The organism is Micromonospora sp. HB375 (genome assembly GCF_017872985.1).
In the GTDB taxonomy this organism is placed as follows: Bacteria; Actinomycetota; Actinomycetes; order Mycobacteriales; family Micromonosporaceae; genus Micromonospora; species Micromonospora chalcea.
This window is the reverse complement of record NZ_JAGGJO010000001.1, coordinates 5,892,062-5,912,889: the sequence shown is the minus strand read 5'-3', so window position 1 is coordinate 5,912,889 and position 20,828 is coordinate 5,892,062. Positions and strand designations below refer to the sequence as shown.

Here is a 20,828-nt window from a genome sequence, read left to right as displayed (position 1 = left end):
TGTCACCTGCCACACTTCGGCGTGATGGTGCCGGGCGTCGCGCCGGCCGCCACGAGCAGGCCGAACGTCGTCGAGCCACCCGGCGGCAGCGTCCCGTTCCAGGAGGCGTTGCGGACCGCGACGTCCTGGCCGGTGCCCTCCGCCACCCCACCCCAGACCGACTGGATGCGCTCGTCACCCGACCAGCGCCAGGAGACGAGCCAGCCCGGTGCCGGCTCGGCGCCGTCGTTGCGGACGGTGACCGTGGCGACGAAGCCACCGCCCCAGCCGGCGTCGATCGTGGCCGTCGCGGAGCAGGTTCCCGACGTCCGGGCCGGCCCGCCGATCACGTACGGGTCCCGTGTGCCGTGGGTGTCGCCGAACCGGAACCAGTAGTCGGTGTCGGGGGCCAGGCCGGTGACTGTCACCTTTCCCTGGCGCTCCGGCCCCGTGACGGCTTCGGCCACCGGGTTGCGCCACGCGGCGGCGTCCTCGCGGCTGGTGAAGAGGCTGACGAGGAGCGGCGGGTCGTAGCCGCAGGGCGGGCTGAGCACCATCCAGTAGGTGATGGTGACGCTGGTCGCGGTGGCCCCGGTCACCTGGCCGGTGACCGGCAGCGCCGGCGGGCAGGCGAAGGTGGGCGTGGGAGTGGGCGTCGCCGTGGCGGCGGCCGTCATCGCCGTGGCGGCGGGTGACTGGTCGGCACCGGCCGAGGCGGTCAGGCCGGTCAGGGTGAGGGTGGCGGCCAGTGCCGCGCCGAGCGTACGGAGCATGTGTCTCTCCCGAGCTGGGGGCGCCGGGGGCGGTCGGCGCCGGAGTGGTGGTGGACCGCGATGTCGCCGCCGTAGCGGCACGGCGGAGCGCCGGAGACGACTGCCCGGCACCGGGGTGGCACATCACCCCGCGCTTGTCCCTCCGGCGAGATCGAGCGGCTCGCACTGGCTCCCGAGCGCTACCGCCGCCAGTCTTTCAGTCGACGAACATCGATTCAACGTCGTCTCAGGACCCGACGTCGCCGGCGGTCCGATCCGCTGGCTACGCTTGGTCGTTGTGCCAGAGGGACACACCATCCACCGCCTCGCCGCCCGGCACGCCGAGCTGTTCGCGGGCGACAAGGTGCACGCAGACAGCCCGCAGGGCCGCTTCGCCGAGGGCGCGGCCCGCCTCAGCGGCACCGTCCTGGACGGCACCGAGGCGTACGGCAAGCACCTGCTGCACCACTACGCCGGCGAGCTGACGCTGCACGTACACCTGGGTCTGTACGGGAAGTTCGCCGACGGGCCCGGGGAACCGCCGTCCCCGGTCGGGCAGGTGCGGCTGCGCCTGCACAGCGACCGGAACTGGCTGGAGCTGCGCGGCCCGACCGCCTGCGAACTGCTGACCCCGCCCGAGGTGACGGCGCTGCGCGACCGGCTCGGGCCGGACCCGCTGCGCGCCGACGCCGACCCCGACCGGGCGTACGCGCGGATCCGCCGCAGCCCCACCCCGCTCGCCGCGCTGCTGCTGGACCAGTCGGTGGTGGCCGGCACCGGCCTGATCTTCGTGACCGAGGCGCTGTTCCGGGCCGGCCGGCCGCCGCTGCTGCCCGGCCGCGACCTGAGCGCGGCCGGCTGGGCCGAACTCTGGACGGACCTGGTGACGCTGATGACCCGCGCGGTCGAGCGGGGCCGGATCGACACGGTGCGCGACGCCGACCTGCCCGAGGTCACCGGCCGCGCGCCGCGCGTCGACCGGCACGGCGGCGAGGTGTACGTCTACCGCCGCCCCGGCGCGCCCTGCCACGTCTGCGGCACCGAGGTGAGCCGGGGCACGCTGGCCGGACGCAACCTGTACTGGTGCCCCACCTGCCAGGCGGGCTGACTCACATCTCGTCGAGCAGCCAGCGGGCCGCCTCGACGTTGCCGGGGAAGACCTGGTCGCCGCCGATGCTCCAGGCCACCGTCTGGCCGATCGCCCAGCCGCGTACCCGCTCCCGGTCCAGGCCCAGCTCGGCGCTGAGACGGTCGAGCCGGTGCCGGACCGCCGCGGGGGAGTGGCCCAGCTCGGCGCCGCGCACCAGCGGTACCACCGCGAACTCCCGCTCGCCGACCAGCGGCTTCGGGTCGATCACCAGCCACGGATCGCGTCCCGCCGCCAGGATGTTGCCGGCGTGCAGGTCCTGGTTGACCAGCACCTGCTCACCCTGGCTCGGCGCCAGGTCGGCGAGCAGCCCGAGCGCGGCGTCCAGCAGCCGCCGCTCGTACGGGCGGTTGGCCCGCTGCCAGTTGCCCGGCATCCGCTCCGCCCAGCCGGCCGCCTCCTCGGCGAGCGAAGTGAACGGCGGTCCGGCCGGCACCCCGAGGCGGGGCAGCAGCTCGACCGCCACCTCCAGCGCGGCGTCGGGCGGCAGGCCGTACAGCGGGGTGCCGGGGTCACAGCGCTCGACGAGCAACGCGCGCCGGCCCGGATCGTGGGCGAGCAGCCGGATCGCGCCCCGGCCGTCCCAGTGCGCCAACGCGGTGGCCTCGTGACGGCTGTCGTCGTCCGGGTACTGGAGCTTAAGCACCGCCCGCGTCCCGTCGGGCAGCGTCGCGGGCAGCGCCAGCGACGCAAACGCGTACCCGAACGGCGGCCCGACCGTCAGCTCCCACCGTGCGACGCACGCGGCGAGCCGGTCCGGCAGCTCCGCGAGCCAGGCCCGCCCGGCCTCCGTCCGCTCGACCCAGCGCAGGCTCTCAGGAATGTCACACCGCATCCGGTCATCCTGGCCGAGCGAGGCGACCGGCCGTGCACCGCGGCGTCCTCGACGCGCACGCCGACGAAGTGACGCTCATGGCCGTCCCGGCCCTCGCCGAGCGGCCTGACGAAGACGAGATGGATCAACCGGACGGTGCTCATCTGCCCGAGATCACCGCCGACGCCGGTCCCACCCTTGACGCAGCCACGCCTCCCACCAGCTCGCCGAGGTGGTGGCATCATCACCCTTGATCAACACCACCTCGCCGAGGTGGTGGTGTCGCGGAGCCGTTGATGCCACCACCTCGGCGACCTGGTGTTGATCAAGCTGGGCCGTGGCTGTCAGTCGGCGGGCAGCATTCGGCACCCGGTGTTGACCAAGGAGTTCGCGTCACCGGAGCGCCAGAAATTCGCCGCAAACTCCTTGATCAACTGGCAGGAGTGGAGGGTTCGGCGCGGGACGTCAGGTGCCGGGTGTGGTTGGGGAAGGGGCGCCGGTGTGATCCGCGGTCAGGGGAGCCGGGCCGGGGCAGTCGTCGTGCCCGGCCCGGTGCCCGTCCGGATCTACCGTCCGTCCGGGGTCGGTCGGCGGCGGCGGGCCAGCAGCATCAGGCCGGCGCCGACGATCAGGAGAGCCCCGCCGCCAGCCACCAGCGGCGCGGTGGCGGGACCGGTGATCGGAAGCCCTCCGGTGCCTCCGCCTCCGACGGTGCCACCGCCTCCGCCGCCGCCCGGCGAGGGCTCGCCGCCGGGTGTCGACACGCGTACGGTGACCACCTCGGACACGCCGACCGTCGCCGGGTCTTCACTCGGGACGACTACGCGGTAGCGCAAGGTGCCGGGTGTCTTCGGCGTGATGGGGATGCGGTACGCGCCGCGGTCTCCGCTCGTCAGGTCGGCGGCCACCTTCCGCCACGTCCTGCCCTGGAGTTGCTGTAGTTCGATGTTCCAGCCGGCGTCGGGCTTCACCTCGCCGGTGATGGTGACTGTGGTGCCGGGCGTGACGGTGGTGCGGTTCGCTTTCGCCGTGACTGTCGGCTTCACCCGGGGATGGTCTGCCGTGACGACGATGTAGGACGGTGCGACCCTCGAGTTGGACGGACGGGTGATGCCGACGCACTTGAGGTAGCTGTCGCCCTTCGGATAGGTCCGGGAGAACGTGCCGTCGGCCTTGGTGGTGCCGTTGGGCTCGCTGTGATATTCAACGCAGAGGTTGTCGGTGCCGAAGAAGATGGGCTGGTTACCGATGCCCTCGCCGGTGTCCTCGTAGTAGAACCGTCCCGCCACGGTCAGCGGTCCGTCACCGACCAGCGGGTTCGGGGTGAGACGCATGGTGACCGCGGGCCGGTGTGTGCCGGTGACCTCCAGCCTGGTGTCCGCCGAGGCGGGCGGGTCGACGTCGAGCCGGTTCCAGGCGGCGTCCGTCGCCACCAGACGGTGGACCTCCCAGGTGCCGTTCCAGGTCGACGGCACGTGGATCGTCGCGCTCCAGGTGCCGTCCTGCGGGGTGCCAGCGGTGAGCGACAACTCGGCGCCGTCGGTGCGGTCCGTGCCGACGAGGCGCAGACCGACGTAGGGCAGGGAGCCGCCGTCCATCTCGGAGGCCTCGACCACGCCGGTGTCGTCGGTCAGGTGCACCGTCACCGTCACCGGCACCAGGTCGACGCCCGAGACGGAGACCGCGTCGGGTGAGACCGTGACGTCCACCAGCACCGGTGGCGTCTGGTCCGCCGCGGCCGCAGGGGAAGGCGTGGCGGTTGCGGAGGGCGTGGCGGTTGCGGAAGGTGCGGCGGTTGCGGGCGGCGCGGCGACGAGGACACCGCCGGGCAGCAGGAGAAGAGCCGTCGCGGCCATGCGCCACACTCGCATGTCGGTGCCCCTTCCGAGGTTGACCGGTAACGGAGAGTTCTCCTGTCGGTACCGTACTCCGTCGATGTGTTGCCGGCTGCCCCGTCGGCCTGTCGATTCGCCGGGACGGTCGGCCGAGGACCCCGGCCGACCCGCCCTCCGACTCGGCCGGCGGCTCAGCGCAGCCGGCGGATGTCCCCGTGCGCCCGGTAGAAGCCGCCCCGGCCGGACTCGCGGACCTCGGTGACCAGGAAGCGCGCGCCCGGCTCGCGGATGCCCTTGGGGAACTGCACCGGCCAGTCCCGCCGGTAGCCGTCGGCCAGAACGTGGACGCGCAGCCGGCCGCCCTGCTCGACGCACTGCACCAGCACGCCGTCGCGGTCGTCGGTGGTCACCTCGACGGAGGTCCAGGCGGCCGGCTCGGGCAGCCGGGCCGGCGCCTTCACGTCGACCACGTCCGGCACGCTGCCCGCCTCGGCCGCCCGGATCGCCGCCTCGCTCGCGTCGATGCAGGCCAGGTGGCCGCTCGTGGTGACCACGTAGAGCCGGTTGTCGTGGTACTGCATCGAGTACGCCGAGCCGCAGCCGGTGCCCAGCTTCCACAGCCGGTTGCCGGCCTGGTCGAAGCAGTAGATCGAGGACGCGCTGTCGCCCGCGAACACGTACCGGCCGCCCTCGGCGGTGGCGCAGGAGAAGACCGCGGCGTCACAGCGGTACGTCTGCTCGGCCCGCCCGTCCTTGCGCAGGCGGACCACCTCGCGGGTGCCGGTGCCGGCGAACACGGCGTCCCGTTCCTGCCAGCCGAACAGGACCGCCCCGGTGCCGGTGTGCCACAGTTCCCGCCCGGTACGCCAGTCGTAGCCGGTGACCCCCTGCGAGTGGCCGTGGTAGATCGCGTCGGCGTCGCAGCGCACCATCCACGCGGACCGGCCGCGCCCCGGCCGGCGCCAGAGGAACTCGTCCTCGTGGTCGATCGCCGAGACGCCGCCGTCGCGATCGGACACGCCCAGCACGCCGTCGTGGATGTCCAGCCAGTAGATGTCGATCTCGGGCGCGATCGCGTACGCCGCGCGCGGCACCTTGCCGGACAGGTCGTAGACGTTGCCGTCGTCGCAGCCGGCGTAGACCCAGGCGTCGTCGGCGACGATGCACTTCACCCCGTCGGGGAGCCGGACCTGGTTGACCAGCCGGGCGTCGTGGTCGAGCGTGGTGATCACGCCGTGCTCGTTGCCGACCATGCAGTGCCGGTCGTCGACGAAGATGCCGAAGGCGGGCGCGCCCGAGGCGTACCGCCAGAGGACCGGCGCGGTGCGGGCGGTGGAGCGGGTGCTGACGATCTGCCGGCGCGAGACCGTGCGCTTCTGGCGTACGCCGCGCACCGCCGGGGCGTACCCCTTGCGGACCTTCTCGCCGATCTTCTTCGCGGCGGCGGCGCGAGCGCGGGCGTTGTCCGGGAAGGTGCTCGTCTTCACCTGGCCCTGGTCGCCGATGCGCCCGTAGCGCACGGTCATCGCGGTGTCGTCGACCACCACCTCGTAGAACTTGTGCGCTCCACCGTCCACTTCGGACAGTTCGAGGTAGGTCGTCTCCTGTGACATGGGGGTTTACCTCCGAGGGGAAGTGCCGGACCGGCAACGCGCACACGCTAACGCCGGGCACCGACAAACCCGGGTCTCGGTGTTAAGAAGGGGCCCTTCCTCTACCGGAGGCGTTAATAGGGGGCCCTTCCTTACACAGCGGCGGCGAGGGCGTCGACGGCCTTGCGGGCGGCGATCAGCACCGGGTCCCACACCGGGGCGTACGGCGGCGCGTACCCCAGGTCGAGCGCTGTCATCTCGTCCACCGTCATGCCGTTCCACAGCGCCACGGCGAGCGCGTCGATCCGCTTGGCCGCCTCGGACCAGCCGACGATCTGCGCCCCGAGCAGCCGCCCGCTGGGCCGCTCGGCGATCAGCTTGACGGTCATCTCCCGCGCGCCCGGGTAGTAGCCGGCCCGGTTCGTCGACTGGGCCAGCACCGTGACGAACTCGAAGCCGGCGTCCAGCGCGTCCCGCTCGCGCAGCCCGGTGCGGCCCACCTCCAGCTCGCAGACCTTGGTGACGGCGGTGCCGATCACGCCGGGGAAGGTGGCGTAGCCGCCGCCGATGTTGATGCCGGCGACGCGGCCCTGCTTGTTGGCGTGCGTGCCGAGCGGGATGTGCACCGGCATGCCGCTGACCCGGTGCAGCGACTCCACGCAGTCACCGGCCGCCCAGACGCCGGGCACGCCCGGCACCCGCATCCGGCGGTCCGTCCGGACGCCGCCGGAGGGCCCGATCGGCAGTCCGGCGGCCTCGGCGAGCGCGGTGTTGGGGCGTACCCCGAGACCCAGGACCACGACGTCGGCCGGGACCGGTCCCTCGTCGGTGACCACGGCGGAGATCCGGCCGTCCCGCTCCTCCAGCCCGGTGACGGTGAGGCCGGTGCGGACGCCGATGCCGGTGGCACGCATCGCGTCGGCCACCAGCTCGCCCATGTCCGGGTCGACGGTCGACATGGGTTGGTCGGCCTGCTCCACCAGTTGGACGGAGAGCCCGCGCTGCACGAGCGCCTCGGCCATCTCCACGCCGACGTAGCCGCCGCCGACCACCACCGCGCGCCGGGGCCGGGGCTCGCGTTCCAGCCAGTCGATCAGCGCCGCGCCGTCGCCCAGCGTCTGCACGCCGAACACGCCCGACACGTCGTCGCGCGCCCAGTCCGGCTGCACCGGGGACGCGCCGGTGGCGTACACCAGGGTGTCGAAACCGGCGCGGACCTCGCCGCCGCCGTCCAGGTCCCGCGCGATCACCTCGCGGCGGTCCAGGTCGACGGCGGTGACCTCGTGCCGGGTACGGACGTCGATGCCGAAGTCGTCGCGGAAGGTCTGCGGATCGCGGCTGATCAGCTCGTCCCGCTCCTCGACCAGGCCGCTCACCCAGTAGGGGATGCCGCAGGCCGAGTAGGAGGTGAAGTGCCCCCGCTCGAACGCGACGATCTCCAGGTCGGACCGGTCGCGGCGGCGGCGACGCGCCTGCGACGCCGCCGACATGCCGGCGGCGTCGCCGCCGATGACGATCATGCGCTCCGCCACGCCGCCCATCCTGTCACGCCGGGACACGGCCGTGCGGCCGCTCAGCCACGGGTCTGGCGTGCCACGTCCGTGACCACGTCGACGAGCCGTCCGGTACGCGCGAACACCGCCCGCTGCCGGGCCGCTCCGCTGCCGTGCCGGCGCAGCCCGCCCAGCAGGTCGGTCACCCGGTCGAGGTCGCCGTGCCGCTCCAGTTCCGGGCGCAGCCGGTCGACGAGCCGGTCCAGCAGCTCCCAGGCCGGGCGCAGCTCACCGTCGGTCAGGTCGACGCCCTCGCCCTCCAGCCCGTCGTGGGCGGCCCGCCAGTGCGCCGCGACGAGCAGGTGGTGGTCGGTGTTGACGGCGGGACGGCCGGCGGCGATGTCGGTGAGCGCGGTCGCCACGAGCGCGCGGACCAGCGCGGCGACGAGCACCGCGTCGTCCACGGTCGGGCAGACGTCGCCGATCCTGATCTCCACGGTGGGGTACTTGGCGGAGAGCCGGGCGTACCAGTAGAGCATTCCCTCGTCCAGCATCACGCCGCTGGCGATGAGCTGCCGGATGAGCCGCTCGTAGTGCTCGTGCGACTCCAGGTACGGGGTGGGCGCGACCGACGGCCAGCGTTCCCACTCCACCGAGCGCCAGCTCGCGTACCCGGTGTCCTCGCTGCGGGAGAACGGGGAGTTCGCGGTGACCGCCTGCAGGATCGGCAGCCACGGCCGGACGTGGTTGAGCACCTGCACGCCGGTGTCCGGGTCGGGGATGCCGACGTGCACGTGCATGCCGTTGTTGCCGGGACCGGGCACCAGCAGCCGGAACCGCTCGATCATTCGGTCGAAGCGGGGCTTGTCCACCACCGGCGGCACCGGCCCGTCGACCGGTCCGGTGCCGATCGCGAGCAGCCGTACGCCGGCCCGCTCGGCCGCGTCGGCCAGTTCGGCGCGCAGCATCGACAGCGAGTGCCGGATCGAGGACAGGTCCAGCCCGGGCGGGCTGCCGATCTCGATCTGGCTGGTCTGGAACTCGCGCTCCACCTGACCGCGCAGCTCCGCCGGCACCTGCTCCATGACCAGGTCGACGGCGGGTACGGCGGTCCCGGTGTGCGGGTCGGCGAGCAGGAACTCCTCCTCGACGCCGACTGTCAGCAGGTCGGTTCCGCCCGACGCGGCGCTCCGCTCCCGCTCCGCCACTGAGCCGCTCATCGCCACCACCGTCTCCTCCGGACCACTCGCGGCACGGTGCCGCGTGGTCGAGGACCTGTTACCCACCGTGTCCGTTCCGGAAAACGTGCCGGTGGGCGTGTCGGCGCCGGTTCGCCCGTTCGGGTCGGTCGAGTGCGTTCGCGCACGGGGCAGCAGGGCGTGACACGGCGGGATACCGTGGTCGCGTGGCGGGGATGCTGGCGGTGCTGACGGGGGCGTGGGCGTACGCGCTCGCCCTGTTCGCCGACCGGCCGGCCGGGCTGCTCGCCGGCGCGGCGGTGGTCGCCGCGCTGCTGCTCGCCACCCTGCTCGCGCTGCGGGTCCGCGCGCTGCCCACGCCGCCCGGCACCCGGTTCGCCGCCGCGTTGCGGGCCCGCGCCCGCCGTCGCGGCGTTCCCCGCCAGGTCGACCCGAACGCGCCGGGGCGTCCGCGCCCCCGCGCACCCGGCCTGCGCCCCTCGGCCGCGTAGCCACCCTCCGGCCCGCGCCGGCGGGCCGCCGTTTCCTTCCCGGCTTTCGCGGCCGATTCCGTCGTCATCCGTCCCGCCGTGCGGCACGTCGCCGCCCGGGACACCCGGAATCGCCATCGAGGGGTCCACCCATGCTCGCCTTCGCACCGTTGCACTCCGCGGCGTCGGCCGCGGCCACCGTCGTCACCTGGCTCGCCGACGTGCTCGCCCCGCTCACCGGCGGCGCCGCCACGGCGGCCGCCATCGTCCTGTTCACCGCCGCGGTCCGGCTGCTGATCTCGCCGCTGACAGTGGCCCAGGTCCGCGGGGAGCGGCGCCGGACCGCACTCGCCCCCGAGGTACGGGAACTCCAGCGCCGGTACGCCGACGACCCGGCCCGCCTCCAGACCGAGTTGTTCGCGCTCTACCGCAACGCCGGGGCCAGTCCGGTCGCGGGCTGCCTGCCGGCGCTGTTGCAGGCGCCGTTTTTCCTGGTCATGTACCGACTGTTCGCCACCGGTGACGGCGCGCCGCAGCTGCTGGGGGAGCGGCTGGCCGGCGTACCGCTGGGGTGGCACCTCGGCGATGGCCTGGCCGGCCCGGTGCCGCTGGTGTTCGGCGTGCTGCTGGCCGCGTTGCTCGCGCTGGCCTGGTGGTCGTCGCGGCGGATGCGCCGGGCGGCAGCCGCCACCGGCACCGTGGCCGGGACGCCGACCGAGGGTCCGGGCGCGGCGGTGCTCGGCCGGCTGCTGCCGCTGCTGCCGTACGGCACGGTGCTGGTGGCGCTGGTGGTGCCGCTGGCGGCGGTGCTCTATCTGGTGACCACCACGGCGTGGACGGCGCTGGAGCAGGTGGTGCTGCGTCGCCCGCAGCCGGCGGCAGCCATCGACAAGCGTTGACAAGTGCGGGGGCGGGCGCGTAGAAATCGCTCTCAGAGAGCGCTCTCCCGGACCCGTCCCCGCAGAGAGGCACCCCGAATGAACCCGATCCCGGCGGCTCCGGCCGCCTCCGCCACCGTGCCCCGATCGCGCCGCCGCCTCGCCCTGGCCGCGGGTGTGCTCGCGCTCACCACAGCGCTCGCGGGCGTCTCGATGACCGCCCAGGCCGCGGTGCCCCCGACTCCCTCCGGCTGGAGCCTGGTGTGGAGCGACGACTTCACCGGCTCGGCCGGCACGCTGCCCTCGTCCGCCAACTGGATCATCGATACCGGCACCAGCTACCCGGGCGGCCCGGCCAACTGGGGCACCGGCGAGATCCAGACCTACACCTCCAGCACCGCCAACCTGGCCCACGACGGCTCGGGCAACCTGCGCATCACGCCGCTGCGGGACTCGGCCGGCCGCTGGACCTCGGCCCGGATCGAGACGGTACGGGCGAACTTCAAGCCGCCGTCGGGCGGCGTGCTGGCCCTGGAGGGCCGGATCCAGATGCCGAACGTGACCGGCGCGGCGGCATCCGGGTACTGGCCGGCGTTCTGGGCGCTCGGCTCGCCGTACCGGGGCAACTACCAGAACTGGCCTGGTATCGGCGAGTTCGACGTGATGGAGAACGTCAACGGGATCAACTCGGTCTGGGGCGTGCTGCACTGCGGTGTCGCGCCGGGCGGCCCGTGCGGGGAGTTCAACGGCATCGGCGCGTCCCGGGCCTGCCCGGGCAGCACCTGCCAGTCGGCGTTCCACACCTACCGGTTCGAGTGGGACGCCTCGATCAGCCCGCAGCAGCTGCGCTGGTACGTCGACGGCCAGCTCTTCCACACCGTCGGGCAGAACCAGATCGGTGAGCCGTACTGGAGTCAGATGACCAGCCACGCCGGCTACTTCCTGCTGCTCAACGTGGCGATGGGCGGCGGCTTCCCGGACGGCGTGGCCGGCTCGGCGACGCCGACCGCGTCGACGGTGTCCGGCCGGTCGATGCTCGTCGACTACGTGGCCGTCTACACCCGGGGTGGCGGGAGCAACCCGTCGCCGACCCCGACCACGCCGCCGCCGGGCGGGGTGCGTGACGCCTACTCGACGATCCAGGCCGAGTCGTTCAACGCGCAGAACGGCGTGCAGGTGGAGACGTGCTCCGAGGGCGGCCAGGACATCGGCTGGCTCGCCAACGGCGACTGGGCCCGCTACGACAACGTCGACTTCGGCTCCACGCCGCCGCGCGACTTCGTGGCCCGGGTGGCCTCCGGCGCGGCGTCCGGGGTGAGCGGGCTGGTGGAGGTCCGGGTGGACAGCCCGACCGCGCCGCCGATCGGCAGTTTCGCGATCGGCAACACCGGCGGCTGGCAGACCTGGCGCTCGGTGCCGGGCAACGTCGGCGCGGTGACCGGGCGGCGCACGGTCTACCTGACGTTCAGCAGCGGGCAGCCGTCCGACTTCGTCAACGTCAACTGGTTCACCTTCCGCCGCTGAGGCCGATGGGGGCGCGACCCGGATCCCGGTCCGGGTCGCGTCGAACCGGTGCTGGACAGAAACAGTTAACACTCCTAATAATAGGCGCACGTCGACGGTTGTGAATCCCTCTCCACCCCCGCCCGTCCCCTGGAGGACGCCGTGAGACTCCGCCCCCGCCTGGCGACGCTCGCCGCCGCGCTGACCACCGCCGTGGTCGCCGGCGCGCTGCTCGCCGCCCCGCCCGCCTCCGCCGCCACCGCGGCCTTCGTCCGTACCTCCAGCTGGAGCAGCGGGTACGAGGCCCGGTTCACCGTCACAAACGACAGCTCCGCCGCCATCTCCTCGTGGAACGTCCAGTTCGACCTGCCGTCCGGCAGCACGCTCGGCTCGTTCTGGGACGCCCGCCTCACCACCTCCGGCCAGCACGTCACCGCCGTGAACCAGTCCTGGAACGGCGCGCTCGCCCCGGGCGCCAGCACCAGCTTCGGCTTCGTCGTCAGCGGCACCGGCGACCCGGTGAACTGCACCGTCAACGGCGCCTCCTGCGCCGGCGGCGGCAACCCCGGCAACCCGGGCGCGCCCGCCACCCCCGGCGGCCTGCGGGTCACCGGCACCACCGCGTCGTCGGTCTCGCTCGCCTGGAACGCGGTCTCCGGCACCGTCACCGGCTACCGGGTGTACGAGGGCAGCACGGTCAAGGCCACCGTCACCGGCACCTCGGCCACCGTCTCCGGGCTGGCCGCGTGTAGCGGGCACAGCTACACGGTGACCGCGTACAACGGCAGCGGCGAGTCGGCGAAGTCGGCGGCGGTCGCGGCCACCACCAGCGGCTGCACCGGTGGCGGCGGGGGCGCGATGGCCGCCGCTCCCTACCTCTACCCGGGCTGGGGCGACCCGCCCGCGCCGTCCACAGTGATGGGCGCGACCGGGATCAAGTGGTTCACCATCGCGTTCGTGCTCTCCGGCGGCGGCTGCACCCCGGCCTGGGACGGCACCGGTCCGCTGACCGGCGGCACGCACGCCGCCACCATCGCCGCGATCAAGGCGGCCGGCGGCGACGTCATCCCGTCCTTCGGCGGGTGGAGCGGCAACAAGCTCGGCCCGAACTGCTCGTCCGCCGCCGCGCTGGCCGGCGCGTACCAGCAGGTCATCAACGCGTACGGGCTGAAGGCCATCGACATCGACATCGAGAACAGCGACGAGTTCGAGAACGAGGTGGTGCAGGACCGCATCCTGGACGCCCTGAAGATCGTCAAGCAGAACAACCCGGGGATCAAGACCATCATCACGTTCGGCACCTCGACCACCGGGCCGTCGTACTACGGCACCCGGCTGATCAACCAGGCCGCGGCCAAGGGCGCCGGGATCGACGTGTTCACGATCATGCCGTTCGACTTCGGCGGCGGCGCGAACATGTACCAGAGCACCGTCAACGCGGCCGAGGGCCTGAAGACCGCGCTTAAGAACGCGTTCGGCTGGTCCGACGCCACCGCGTACGCCCACATGGGCCTGTCCGGCATGAACGGCCTCTCCGACCAGCAGGAGCTGACCTCGCCGGCCACCTGGACGCAGATCCGCGACTGGGCGAAGGCGCGCGGCCTGGCCCGGTTCACGTTCTGGTCGGTCAACCGGGACCGGCCCTGCCCCGGCGGCGGCGTGGTCGCCAACTGCTCCGGCATCGCGCAGAACACCTGGGAGTTCACCGGCATCACCGCCGGCTTCTGAGCCCGCGACGCGGTCAGCGCCCGGCGGTCACCGACTGCCGGGCGCGCCGCCGGCGCACCTTCTTCACCGCCCAGCTCACGATCATGAAACCGAAGACGGCGAAGATCGCGTAGTTGAACCACGAGCTGTACCTGTCGACGTCCTCCCACCGCGATCCGAGGGTGAACCCGGCGCCGACGATCAGCGCGTTCCACACCCCGCTGCCGAGCGTGGTGAGCAGGATGAACTCACCGAGCGGCATCCGGTTCGCGCCGGCCGGGACGGAGACCAGGCTGCGGACCACCGGCACCACCCGGCCGATCAGCACCGCCCACCGCCCGTGCCGCTCGAACCAACGGTCGGCCTTCTCCAGATCCTGCAGGTCGACCAGCGGGATGTGGTCCAGCCAGCGCTTGAGCCGCTCCTCGCCGAGCGCCGCGCCGAGCCAGTAGAGCACCAGCGCGCCGAGCAGCGAGCCGACCGTCGCGGCGAGCACGATGAACACCACGTTGAACCGGCCCTCGGCGGACAGGTAACCGGCCATCGCCAGCACGATCTCGCTCGGGATCGGCGGGATGATGCTCTCCAGCGCCACCAGCAACGCCACGCCGACCGCGCCGAGCGAGTCGATCACGCTCGCCACCCAGCCGGTCAGCCCGGTGAACTGGTTCGGGTCGACGTCCTGGGCCACGGCCATGTCGGTCCTTCCACGCGAGAGCCGGAGATCCGAAAGTGTTACCCGGACCGGCCGGTGTCACACCTGTGACTCATCCCTCCGGGTGCAGCGCCGCGTCCGCCGGACCCCGTCGCCAGCCGGTGAAGCGGACCCGCAGCCCGCCCCGGCTGGGCGAGCAGCAGTACGGCCCGGCCGACGCCTGCGCCGCCGGGTCGAGCGGGGCGACGCGGACCAGCCGCCACGGCTCGTCGTCGCACCGGGCCCGGACGGTCAGCGCGTCCCCGGCCCGGCTCACCCGGACCGTCACCTCCCGGCCCGACCACTGCGGCACCGGCGCCACCGACCAGTCCGAGAACTCGTCGGTGACCACGGCGCCGACCTGCGGCGCGCCGTCGCTCACCTCGACCCCGGCCTTGGTCCACCGCCGCTCGTCCACCCGGACCAGCACACCGGCCTGATCGAACTGCTCCGAGTAGTCGAGGAGGAAAGACACCTCCACGGCGCTGCCCGCGCCGAACGGCGCGAGCAGTGCCGAGCCGTCGTCGTGCACGAAGCCGTAGCTGGTGCGCCGCCAGAAGTCGCTGCCGCCGTGCGGCTCGACGAGCAGGCCGCCGTCGACCGGCTCGGCCCGCTCGGGCGGGTTCAGCCAGTGGCCGGCGGACCAGTCGTACGCCTCGTTCATCCCGGCACCGTACCGGGTTTGACGGCGCGCACGTTCGGAGAAGTAGTCCTCGCATGGGTGACAGGTGGTATCAGGAGGCGGTCGTCTACTGCCTCGACGTCGACACGTACGCGGACTCCGACGGCGACGGAGTGGGTGACTTCCAGGGGCTGATCGGCCGGCTGGACTACCTGGCCCGGCTCGGCGTGACCTGCCTGTGGCTGAACCCGATCCATCCCTCGCCCAACGAGGACGACGGGTACGACGCGACCGACTTCTACAACGTCGACCCGCGACTGGGCACGCTCGGCGACTTCGCCGAACTGCTGCACCAGGCGAGCAACAGGGGCATCCGGGTGATCATCGACCTGGTGGTCAACCACACCTCGGACCAGCACCCGTGGTTCCAGTCCGCCCGGTCCTCGCCGGACTCGCCGTACCGGGACTGGTACGTCTGGGCCGACCACGAGCCGGCCGACCGCCACCAGGGCATGGTGTTCCCGGGCGAGCAGCACGAGACGTGGACCTACGACCGGACCGCGAAGGCGTGGTACTACCACCGCTTCTACAAGTTCCAGCCGGACCTGAACATCGAGAACCCGAAGGTCCGCGCGGAGATCAAGAAGATCACCTCGTTCTGGCTCCAGCTCGGCGTCTCCGGCTTCCGGATGGACGCCGTGCCGTTCATCATCGAGCGCACCGAACCGGGCAACCCGAACTCGCCGAAGGACTTCGACTTCCTCACCGACCTGCGTCAGCACGTGCAGTGGCGACGTGGCGACGCGGTCCTGCTGGCCGAGGCGAACGTGGAGCCGGACGAGCTGCCCGTCTACTTCGGTGACGGCAGCGGCTCGGGCAACCGGATCCACATGCTGTTCGACTTCATGCTCAACGGCCGGCTGATGCTCGCCCTGGCCCGGGAGGACCCGGAGGTGATCATCGAGGCGTTGCGGGACACCCCCAAGCTGCCCACCGGCGGTCAGTGGGCCACGTTCCTGCGCAACCACGACGAGATCGACCTGTCCCGGCTCACCGCCGACCAGCGCAACGACGTGCTGGCGAAGTTCGGCCCGGACGAGAACATGCAGCTCTACGGCCGGGGTATCCGCCGTCGTCTCGCGCCCATGCTCGGCAACGACCGCCGGCACATGGAGCTGGCGTACTCGCTGCAGTTCTCGCTGCGCGGCACGCCGGTGCTGCGCTACGGCGAGGAGATCGGCATGGGGGAGGACCTGTCGCTGGACGGGCGCGACGCGATCCGCACCCCGATGCAGTGGTCCTACGCGGACAACGCCGGCTTCTCCACCGCCGAGCCGGAGAAGCTGGTCCGCCCGGTTATCGACAAGGGCGAGTACGGCTACCAGAAAGTAAACGTCACCGCCCAGCGCAAGGACCCGCGGTCGCTGCTCGGCTGGTTCGAGCGGATGATCCGGACGCTGCGGGAGGCGCCGGAGACCGGCTCGGGCAGCACCACCCACATCGACGTGCCGATGCCGCCGGGCGTGCTCGCGCACCGCGCCGACGGGCGTACCGGGACCATGGTCTTCCTGCACAACCTCGGCACCGAGGACGTGGAGGTGGACCTGAGCACGCTGGCCCCGGAGGCGGACCTGCCGATCGACGTGCTCAGCGACCGCAACTACGAGGACGTGGGCAAGCTCGACCGGCTCAAGCTCGGCGGGTACGGCTACCGGTGGATCCGGCTCTGCCGGGGCCACGAGCGGTAGACGCGGCGTACCGGCGGGTTAAGCTCCTTCGATCGAGCCACAAGTTACCGGGAGGTAAGCATGTCGGAGGAGCCCCGCGTCGCCATCGTCACCGGAGCCGCGCGCGGCATCGGCGCGGCGACCGCCCGCCGGCTGGCGGCCGACGGCATGGCCGTCGCCGTGGTCGACATCGACGAGTCCGCCACCAAGGAGACGGTGGACGCCATCGGCTCGGCCGGCGGCCGGGCGCTCGCCGTCGGCGCCGACGTGTCCGACCGGGCCCAGGTCGAGGCCGCCGTGGAACGGATCGCCGCCGAACTGGGCGCACCGACAGTGCTCGTCAACAACGCGGGTGTGCTGCGCGACAACCTGCTGTTCAAGATGACCGAGGGCGACTGGGACACGGTCATGGGCGTGCACCTGCGCGGCGCGTTCCTGTTCAGCCAGGCCGCGCAGAAGCACATGGTCGAGGCGAAGTGGGGCCGGATCGTCAACCTGTCCAGCACGTCCGCGCTCGGCAACCGGGGCCAGGCGAACTACTCGGCCGCGAAGGCCGGCCTCCAGGGCTTCACCAAGACGCTGGCGATCGAGCTGGGCCCGTTCGGTGTCACAGTCAACGCGGTCGCGCCGGGCTTCATCGTCACCGACATGACCGCCGCCACCGCGGCCCGGATGAAGGTCGACTTCGACGACCTCCAGAAGCACGCCGCCGCCGAGATCCCGGTACGCCGCCCCGGCCGCCCGGAGGACGTCGCGCACACCATCTCGTTCCTCGCCAGCGAGGGCGCGTCGTTCGTCTCCGGCCAGGTCATCTACGTCGCCGGCGGTCCGAAGGACTGACCGGCCCCCGACCCGGCGCGGGCCCGCTCAGGCGGGGTCGCGCCGGGTGCGCCAGAGCCAGAACAGACCGAGCACCGGCAGCACCAGCGGCACGTAGCCGTAGCCGCTGCCGAAGCCGGACCAGACCGTCTCGTCCGGGAACAGCTCCTTGTCGGCGATGCTCAGCACACCGACGCCGAGCACCCCGACCAGTTCGACGGCGCAGCAGGCCAGCGCGACCCGGCGGCCGGCGTGCCCGGCCCGGGCCAGCCCGACCGCCGCCACGATGTAGATCAGCGCCGCCACCGCGGACAGCAGATACGCCACCGGCGCCTCGTCGAACTTCGTGGCGATCTGCAGGCCGGCCCGCGAGGTCGCGGCGATGGCGAAGACGATGTAGACGGCGATCAGCAGCCGGCCCGGGCCGCGGTTGGTGGCGCGATGCTCGTGCGCGGTCGTGGTGTCAGCCACCGAGCGCCTCCCAGGTCTGCTGGAGCCGGACCGCCACGACCGGCGTGACAAGGCAGATCGCGCAGACGATGCCCGAGCCCCACCGGGTCGGCTCCATCCGCGCCAGCACCCAGGCCAGCGGCGGCAGGCAGACGAGCGTCGCCAGGTAGCCGAAGAACGCGCCCGGCTCGCCCGGCCGCTCGCCGCCGCCGAGCGCGACGAGCGCCACCACGGTCAGCGCGAGCAGCGCCACCTCCAGCACGGCCAGGCCGACGAACTGGATCCGGTCCGGCGGCCGGTGGCGTACCGCCGCCACCAGGGCCCAGAGCGCGACCGCCAGCGAGATCACGATCGCGACCGTGGCGAGCGGCCCGTCCACCGGCGATCCGGCGGCCGCCGCGACGGTCGTCGACACAGTGTCGTTCACCGGCACAGCCTACTAACCGGTGTAGTAGCGGCCCGCCCGCCGGGTCGAGGCGCGCCGGACCGGCCGGACGACTAGCGTGGATCACGGTCCCGGCGTACGCCGGTGGCGGACGTCGACGGCAGGGGGTCCGGGTGCGGTTCGGGTTGTTCGGCACGGGTTACTGGGCGGCGCAGACGCACGCCGCGGCCATCGAGGCGCACCCGCGGGCACGCCTCGCCGGCGTGTGGGGGCGCAACCCCGCCAAGGCGGAGGAACTGGCCACCCGGCACGGCGTACCGGCCTTCACCGACGTCGACGCGCTGATCGACGCGTGCGACGCGATCGCCGTGGCGCTCCCGCCGGACGTGCAGGCCGACATCGCCGTCCGCGCCGCCACCGCCGGGCGGCACCTGCTGCTGGACAAGCCGTTGGCGCTCGACCTCGCCGGCGCCGACCGGGTGGTCGACGCGGCCCAGGCGTCCGGTGTGGCCTCGGTGGTCTTCTTCACCCAGCGCTTCCACCCGAACGTCACCGGGTTCCTCGCCTCGACCGCCGCGGCCGGCGGCTGGCAGCACGCCCGGGCCACCATGTTCGCGTCGATCTTCCAGCCGGGGAACCCGTACGGCGACTCGACCTGGCGGCGGGAGCGCGGCGCGCTCTGGGACATCGGCCCGCACGCGCTGTCGCTGATCCTGCCGGTGCTCGGCCGGGTCACCCGGGTCGCCGCGATGGACGGCCCGAGCGGTCTGGTGCACCTGCTGCTCACCCACGACGGCGGCGCCACCAGCTCGCTCTCGCTCACCCTGGACGCGCCGTCCGAGGCGGTCACCCGGGACTTCGTCTTCTTCGGCGAGAACGGCACCGAGACCGTCCCGCCCGGCGACGGCAGCGCGCTCCAGGCGTTCTCCACCGCGCTCGACCAGTTGCTGGAAGAGGTCGACGCGGGCACCCGCGACCACCGCTGCGACGTGCGGTTCGGCCGCGAGGTGGTGGCCGTGCTCGACGCCGCCGAGACCGCAAGGTCGCAGGGCCGCACCGTCGAGCTGTAAGGAAGGGCCCCTTATTAACGCCTCCGGTAGAGGAAGGGGCCCCTCTTAACACCCGCAGGTCAGGCGCCGGCCAGCGTGACGATCGCCTCGCCCAGTTCGGTGGGGGACTGGAACTCCTCGGCCGGCAGGGACCGCAGCGCCTGCAGCGCCTCGGTGCTGGCACCGTTCTCCTGGCCCCAGCGGACCAGGTCCTCCCGGGAGACCGGGTAGTCCAGCCCGGCCAGGAACTCCTGCAACTGCGCGCCGGTGACGGTCATGCCGCCCGGCTACCCAATGAGCCCGGCGCCATGCCCCCAGCCGGGCCCGCGTCCGCCGCTACGCCCGCCCCGCCGACCCGGGCCGCAGCCGCCGCCGTACGCCCGCCGCCCGACTCGACGGCGGCGGTTTGCCCCGGCGGGCCCCGGGTAGCCGCGGACATGCTGGTTCAGCGGCTCGGCGCGCCGAGCGACTTCGACCCGCTGCTGGAGCGCGTCCGGGACGCCCGCGTGGTGATGATCGGCGAGGCGACGCACGGCAGCTACGACTACTACCGGCTGCGGGAGCAGTTGACCCGGCGCCTCATCGCCGAGCAGGGGTTCGACTTCGTGGCGGTGGAGGGGGACTGGCCGGACTGCGACAGGGTGCACCGGTCGGTGGTCGGCGCGCCGGACGGGCTCGCCGATCCGCTGGTCGCGCTGGAACGGTTCGAACGCTGGCCCACCTGGATGTGGGCGAACGCCGAGGTGGCCCGCTTCTGCCGCTGGCTGCGGGCGTGGAACCTGGAACGCCCGGAGGGGGAACGGGCCGGCTTCCACGGGCTGGACGTGTATTCCCTCTGGGAGTCGATGCAGGCCATCTTCGACTACCTGGGCGAGGAGGACCCGGCCTCGCTGGAGGCGGCGCAGGAGGCGTACCGCTGCTTCGAGCCGTACGGCAAGCGGCCCGAGGAGTACGCGATGGCCAGCCGGTTCGTCTCCGCCCGGTGCGAGGAGGAGGTGGTCCGGCTGCTGGCGCGTACCCGGGAACAGGCCGCCGCGGACGGCCCGGACCGCTTCTCGGCCTGGCAGAACGCGGAGGTGGTGGCCGGCGCGGAGCGGTACTACCGGGCCATGGTCGGCGGCGGCCCCGAGTCGTGGAACGTGCGCGACATCCACATGGCCGACACGCTCGACCGGCTGCTCGACCGGTACGGGCCGGGCTCGCGGGGAATCGTGTGGGCGCACAACACGCACGTCGGCGACGCCCGGGCCACCGACATGGCGGCGGACGGGATGGTCAACATCGGGCAGTTGGGCCGGGAACGGCACGGCCGGGACACGGTGGCGCTGATCGGCTTCGGGAGCTGGCGCGGCAGCGTGATAGCCGCTCCGCGCTGGGGTTCCCCGGCCGAGGCGATGGTGGTGCCGCCGGCCCGGAAGGGCTCGGTGGAGCACCGGCTGCACGAGCTGATGCCGGACCGGGCGGTGCTGGTCTTCGGCGGCGACGACCAGCCGGAGTGGGTGACCGGCGAGGCGGACCACCGGGCCATCGGGGTGGTGTACGACCCGAGCTTCGAGTCCTGGGGCAACTACGTGCCGACCCGGCTGGGCGAGCGCTACGACGCGTTCATCTGGTGCGACGAGACCACGGCGCTGCACCCGCTGCCGGCGCACGTCACGCCCGGCGAGATGGAGACGTACCCGGCGGGGGTGTGACCGGGTGGGGCCCGTCGGA

General features: G+C 72.9%; 19 protein-coding genes and 1 pseudogene. 9 read left to right on the top strand and 11 right to left on the bottom strand.

What is annotated here, in order from left to right:
- Positions 1-2: 2 nt before the first annotated feature.
- A complete protein-coding gene (locus J3R08_RS26115; protein WP_209963071.1) occupies positions 3-752 on the bottom strand; it encodes a cellulose binding domain-containing protein in 750 nt (249 codons plus the stop codon).
- A 277-nt stretch (positions 753-1,029) separates the two neighbouring features.
- Here J3R08_RS26115 and J3R08_RS26110 point away from each other — a divergent pair, with 277 nt between their 5' ends.
- A complete protein-coding gene (locus tag J3R08_RS26110) occupies positions 1,030-1,839 on the top strand; it encodes an Fpg/Nei family DNA glycosylase (RefSeq protein ID WP_166457180.1) in 810 nt (269 codons plus the stop codon).
- Between the two features lies 1 nt (position 1,840).
- Here the strand turns inward: J3R08_RS26110 and J3R08_RS26105 are convergent, their stop codons facing one another.
- The 5 genes from J3R08_RS26105 to J3R08_RS26085 all read right to left on the bottom strand — a co-directional run bounded on the left by J3R08_RS26105 (position 1,841) and on the right by J3R08_RS26085 (position 8,841).
- On the bottom strand, positions 1,841-2,713 hold the full coding sequence (locus J3R08_RS26105) for an aminoglycoside phosphotransferase family protein (protein WP_209963069.1): 873 nt from the start codon (positions 2,711-2,713) through the stop codon (positions 1,841-1,843).
- A 545-nt stretch (positions 2,714-3,258) separates the two neighbouring features.
- A complete protein-coding gene (locus J3R08_RS26100; RefSeq protein WP_140946426.1) occupies positions 3,259-4,563 on the bottom strand; it encodes a hypothetical protein in 1,305 nt (434 codons plus the stop codon).
- Between the two features lie 155 nt (positions 4,564-4,718).
- Complete coding sequence (locus J3R08_RS26095) at positions 4,719-6,140, bottom strand: WGR domain-containing protein (RefSeq protein WP_209963068.1); 1,422 nt, start codon at positions 6,138-6,140, stop codon at positions 4,719-4,721.
- Between the two features lie 131 nt (positions 6,141-6,271).
- Entirely contained in the window at positions 6,272-7,651 is a 1,380-nt protein-coding gene (locus J3R08_RS26090; RefSeq protein WP_113974731.1) for an FAD-dependent oxidoreductase, read from the bottom strand.
- Between the two features lie 41 nt (positions 7,652-7,692).
- The gene (locus tag J3R08_RS26085) at positions 7,693-8,841 is read right to left on the bottom strand and encodes a glutamate--cysteine ligase (protein WP_209964428.1); all 1,149 of its coding nucleotides are present in this window, start codon (positions 8,839-8,841) and stop codon (positions 7,693-7,695) included.
- Positions 8,842-9,026: 185 nt separating this feature from the next.
- Between J3R08_RS26085 and J3R08_RS26080 the strand changes: the two genes are divergently transcribed.
- From J3R08_RS26080 to J3R08_RS32540, 4 genes are all read left to right on the top strand, one after another.
- Complete coding sequence (locus J3R08_RS26080) at positions 9,027-9,302, top strand: DUF6412 domain-containing protein (RefSeq protein WP_043328576.1); 276 nt, start codon at positions 9,027-9,029, stop codon at positions 9,300-9,302.
- A gap of 131 nt (positions 9,303-9,433) precedes the next feature.
- The gene (locus J3R08_RS26075; protein WP_043328577.1) at positions 9,434-10,180 is read left to right on the top strand and encodes a membrane protein insertase YidC; all 747 of its coding nucleotides are present in this window, start codon (positions 9,434-9,436) and stop codon (positions 10,178-10,180) included.
- A 78-nt stretch (positions 10,181-10,258) separates the two neighbouring features.
- Positions 10,259-11,683: a carbohydrate-binding protein gene (locus J3R08_RS26070; RefSeq protein ID WP_043328578.1), complete on the top strand. Its 1,425-nt coding sequence runs from the start codon at positions 10,259-10,261 to the stop codon at positions 11,681-11,683.
- 141 nt (positions 11,684-11,824) lie between these two features.
- On the top strand, positions 11,825-13,390 hold the full coding sequence (locus tag J3R08_RS32540) for a cellulose binding domain-containing protein (protein ID WP_209963066.1): 1,566 nt from the start codon (positions 11,825-11,827) through the stop codon (positions 13,388-13,390).
- A 13-nt stretch (positions 13,391-13,403) separates the two neighbouring features.
- Here the strand turns inward: J3R08_RS32540 and J3R08_RS26060 are convergent, their stop codons facing one another.
- Positions 13,404-14,066: a DedA family protein gene (locus J3R08_RS26060; RefSeq protein ID WP_209963063.1), complete on the bottom strand. Its 663-nt coding sequence runs from the start codon at positions 14,064-14,066 to the stop codon at positions 13,404-13,406.
- 70 nt (positions 14,067-14,136) lie between these two features.
- Positions 14,137-14,727 carry a DUF1349 domain-containing protein gene (locus J3R08_RS26055; RefSeq protein ID WP_043328581.1) on the bottom strand — a complete coding sequence of 197 codons (591 nt, stop codon included), beginning with the start codon at positions 14,725-14,727 and terminating at the stop codon, positions 14,137-14,139.
- 53 nt (positions 14,728-14,780) lie between these two features.
- Between J3R08_RS26055 and J3R08_RS26050 the strand changes: the two genes are divergently transcribed.
- On the top strand, positions 14,781-16,433 hold the full coding sequence (locus J3R08_RS26050; protein ID WP_209963061.1) for an alpha-amylase family protein: 1,653 nt from the start codon (positions 14,781-14,783) through the stop codon (positions 16,431-16,433).
- Between the two features lie 60 nt (positions 16,434-16,493).
- Complete coding sequence (fabG, locus tag J3R08_RS26045) at positions 16,494-17,252, top strand: 3-oxoacyl-ACP reductase FabG (RefSeq protein WP_209963059.1); 759 nt, start codon at positions 16,494-16,496, stop codon at positions 17,250-17,252.
- Here fabG and J3R08_RS26040 read toward each other — a convergent pair.
- Together J3R08_RS26040 and J3R08_RS26035 are read right to left on the bottom strand one after the other, a co-directional pair.
- A pseudogene (locus J3R08_RS26040) lies at positions 17,225-17,702 on the bottom strand (hypothetical protein). The gene fabG and the pseudogene J3R08_RS26040 sit on opposite strands and share 28 nt — an antisense overlap.
- A complete protein-coding gene (locus tag J3R08_RS26035) occupies positions 17,695-18,108 on the bottom strand; it encodes a hypothetical protein (RefSeq protein WP_082931094.1) in 414 nt (137 codons plus the stop codon). The pseudogene J3R08_RS26040 and the gene J3R08_RS26035 overlap by 8 nt, the downstream one beginning before the upstream one ends.
- Before the next feature lie 131 nt (positions 18,109-18,239).
- Between J3R08_RS26035 and J3R08_RS26030 the strand changes: the two genes are divergently transcribed.
- Entirely contained in the window at positions 18,240-19,136 is an 897-nt protein-coding gene (locus J3R08_RS26030) for a Gfo/Idh/MocA family protein (protein WP_043328587.1), read from the top strand.
- Positions 19,137-19,195: 59 nt separating this feature from the next.
- On the opposite strand, the gene J3R08_RS26025 is transcribed toward J3R08_RS26030, so the two are convergent.
- Entirely contained in the window at positions 19,196-19,393 is a 198-nt protein-coding gene (locus J3R08_RS26025; protein ID WP_043328589.1) for a DUF2795 domain-containing protein, read from the bottom strand.
- 159 nt (positions 19,394-19,552) lie between these two features.
- Between J3R08_RS26025 and J3R08_RS26020 the strand changes: the two genes are divergently transcribed.
- On the top strand, positions 19,553-20,809 hold the full coding sequence (locus tag J3R08_RS26020) for an erythromycin esterase family protein (protein ID WP_064447850.1): 1,257 nt from the start codon (positions 19,553-19,555) through the stop codon (positions 20,807-20,809).
- Positions 20,810-20,828: the final 19 nt, after the last annotated feature.

What these genes read in the sequence shown, in the direction of transcription:
- J3R08_RS26025 (WP_043328589.1), bottom strand. Translation starts at nt 19,393, where the DNA reads ATGACCGTCACCGGCGCGCAGTTGCAGGAGTTCCTGGCCGGGCTGGAC.
- J3R08_RS26080 (WP_043328576.1), top strand. Translation starts at nt 9,027, where the DNA reads ATGCTGGCGGTGCTGACGGGGGCGTGGGCGTACGCGCTCGCCCTGTTC.
- J3R08_RS26095 (WP_209963068.1), bottom strand. Translation starts at nt 6,140, where the DNA reads ATGTCACAGGAGACGACCTACCTCGAACTGTCCGAAGTGGACGGTGGA.
- J3R08_RS26115 (WP_209963071.1), bottom strand. Translation starts at nt 752, where the DNA reads ATGCTCCGTACGCTCGGCGCGGCACTGGCCGCCACCCTCACCCTGACC.
- J3R08_RS26105 (WP_209963069.1), bottom strand. Translation starts at nt 2,713, where the DNA reads ATGCGGTGTGACATTCCTGAGAGCCTGCGCTGGGTCGAGCGGACGGAG.
- J3R08_RS26050 (WP_209963061.1), top strand. Translation starts at nt 14,781, where the DNA reads ATGGGTGACAGGTGGTATCAGGAGGCGGTCGTCTACTGCCTCGACGTC.
- J3R08_RS26070 (WP_043328578.1), top strand. Translation starts at nt 10,259, where the DNA reads ATGAACCCGATCCCGGCGGCTCCGGCCGCCTCCGCCACCGTGCCCCGA.
- J3R08_RS26020 (WP_064447850.1), top strand. Translation starts at nt 19,553, where the DNA reads ATGCTGGTTCAGCGGCTCGGCGCGCCGAGCGACTTCGACCCGCTGCTG.
- J3R08_RS26075 (WP_043328577.1), top strand. Translation starts at nt 9,434, where the DNA reads ATGCTCGCCTTCGCACCGTTGCACTCCGCGGCGTCGGCCGCGGCCACC.
- J3R08_RS26055 (WP_043328581.1), bottom strand. Translation starts at nt 14,727, where the DNA reads ATGAACGAGGCGTACGACTGGTCCGCCGGCCACTGGCTGAACCCGCCC.
- J3R08_RS26100 (WP_140946426.1), bottom strand. Translation starts at nt 4,563, where the DNA reads ATGCGAGTGTGGCGCATGGCCGCGACGGCTCTTCTCCTGCTGCCCGGC.
- J3R08_RS26060 (WP_209963063.1), bottom strand. Translation starts at nt 14,066, where the DNA reads ATGGCCGTGGCCCAGGACGTCGACCCGAACCAGTTCACCGGGCTGACC.
- fabG (WP_209963059.1), top strand. Translation starts at nt 16,494, where the DNA reads ATGTCGGAGGAGCCCCGCGTCGCCATCGTCACCGGAGCCGCGCGCGGC.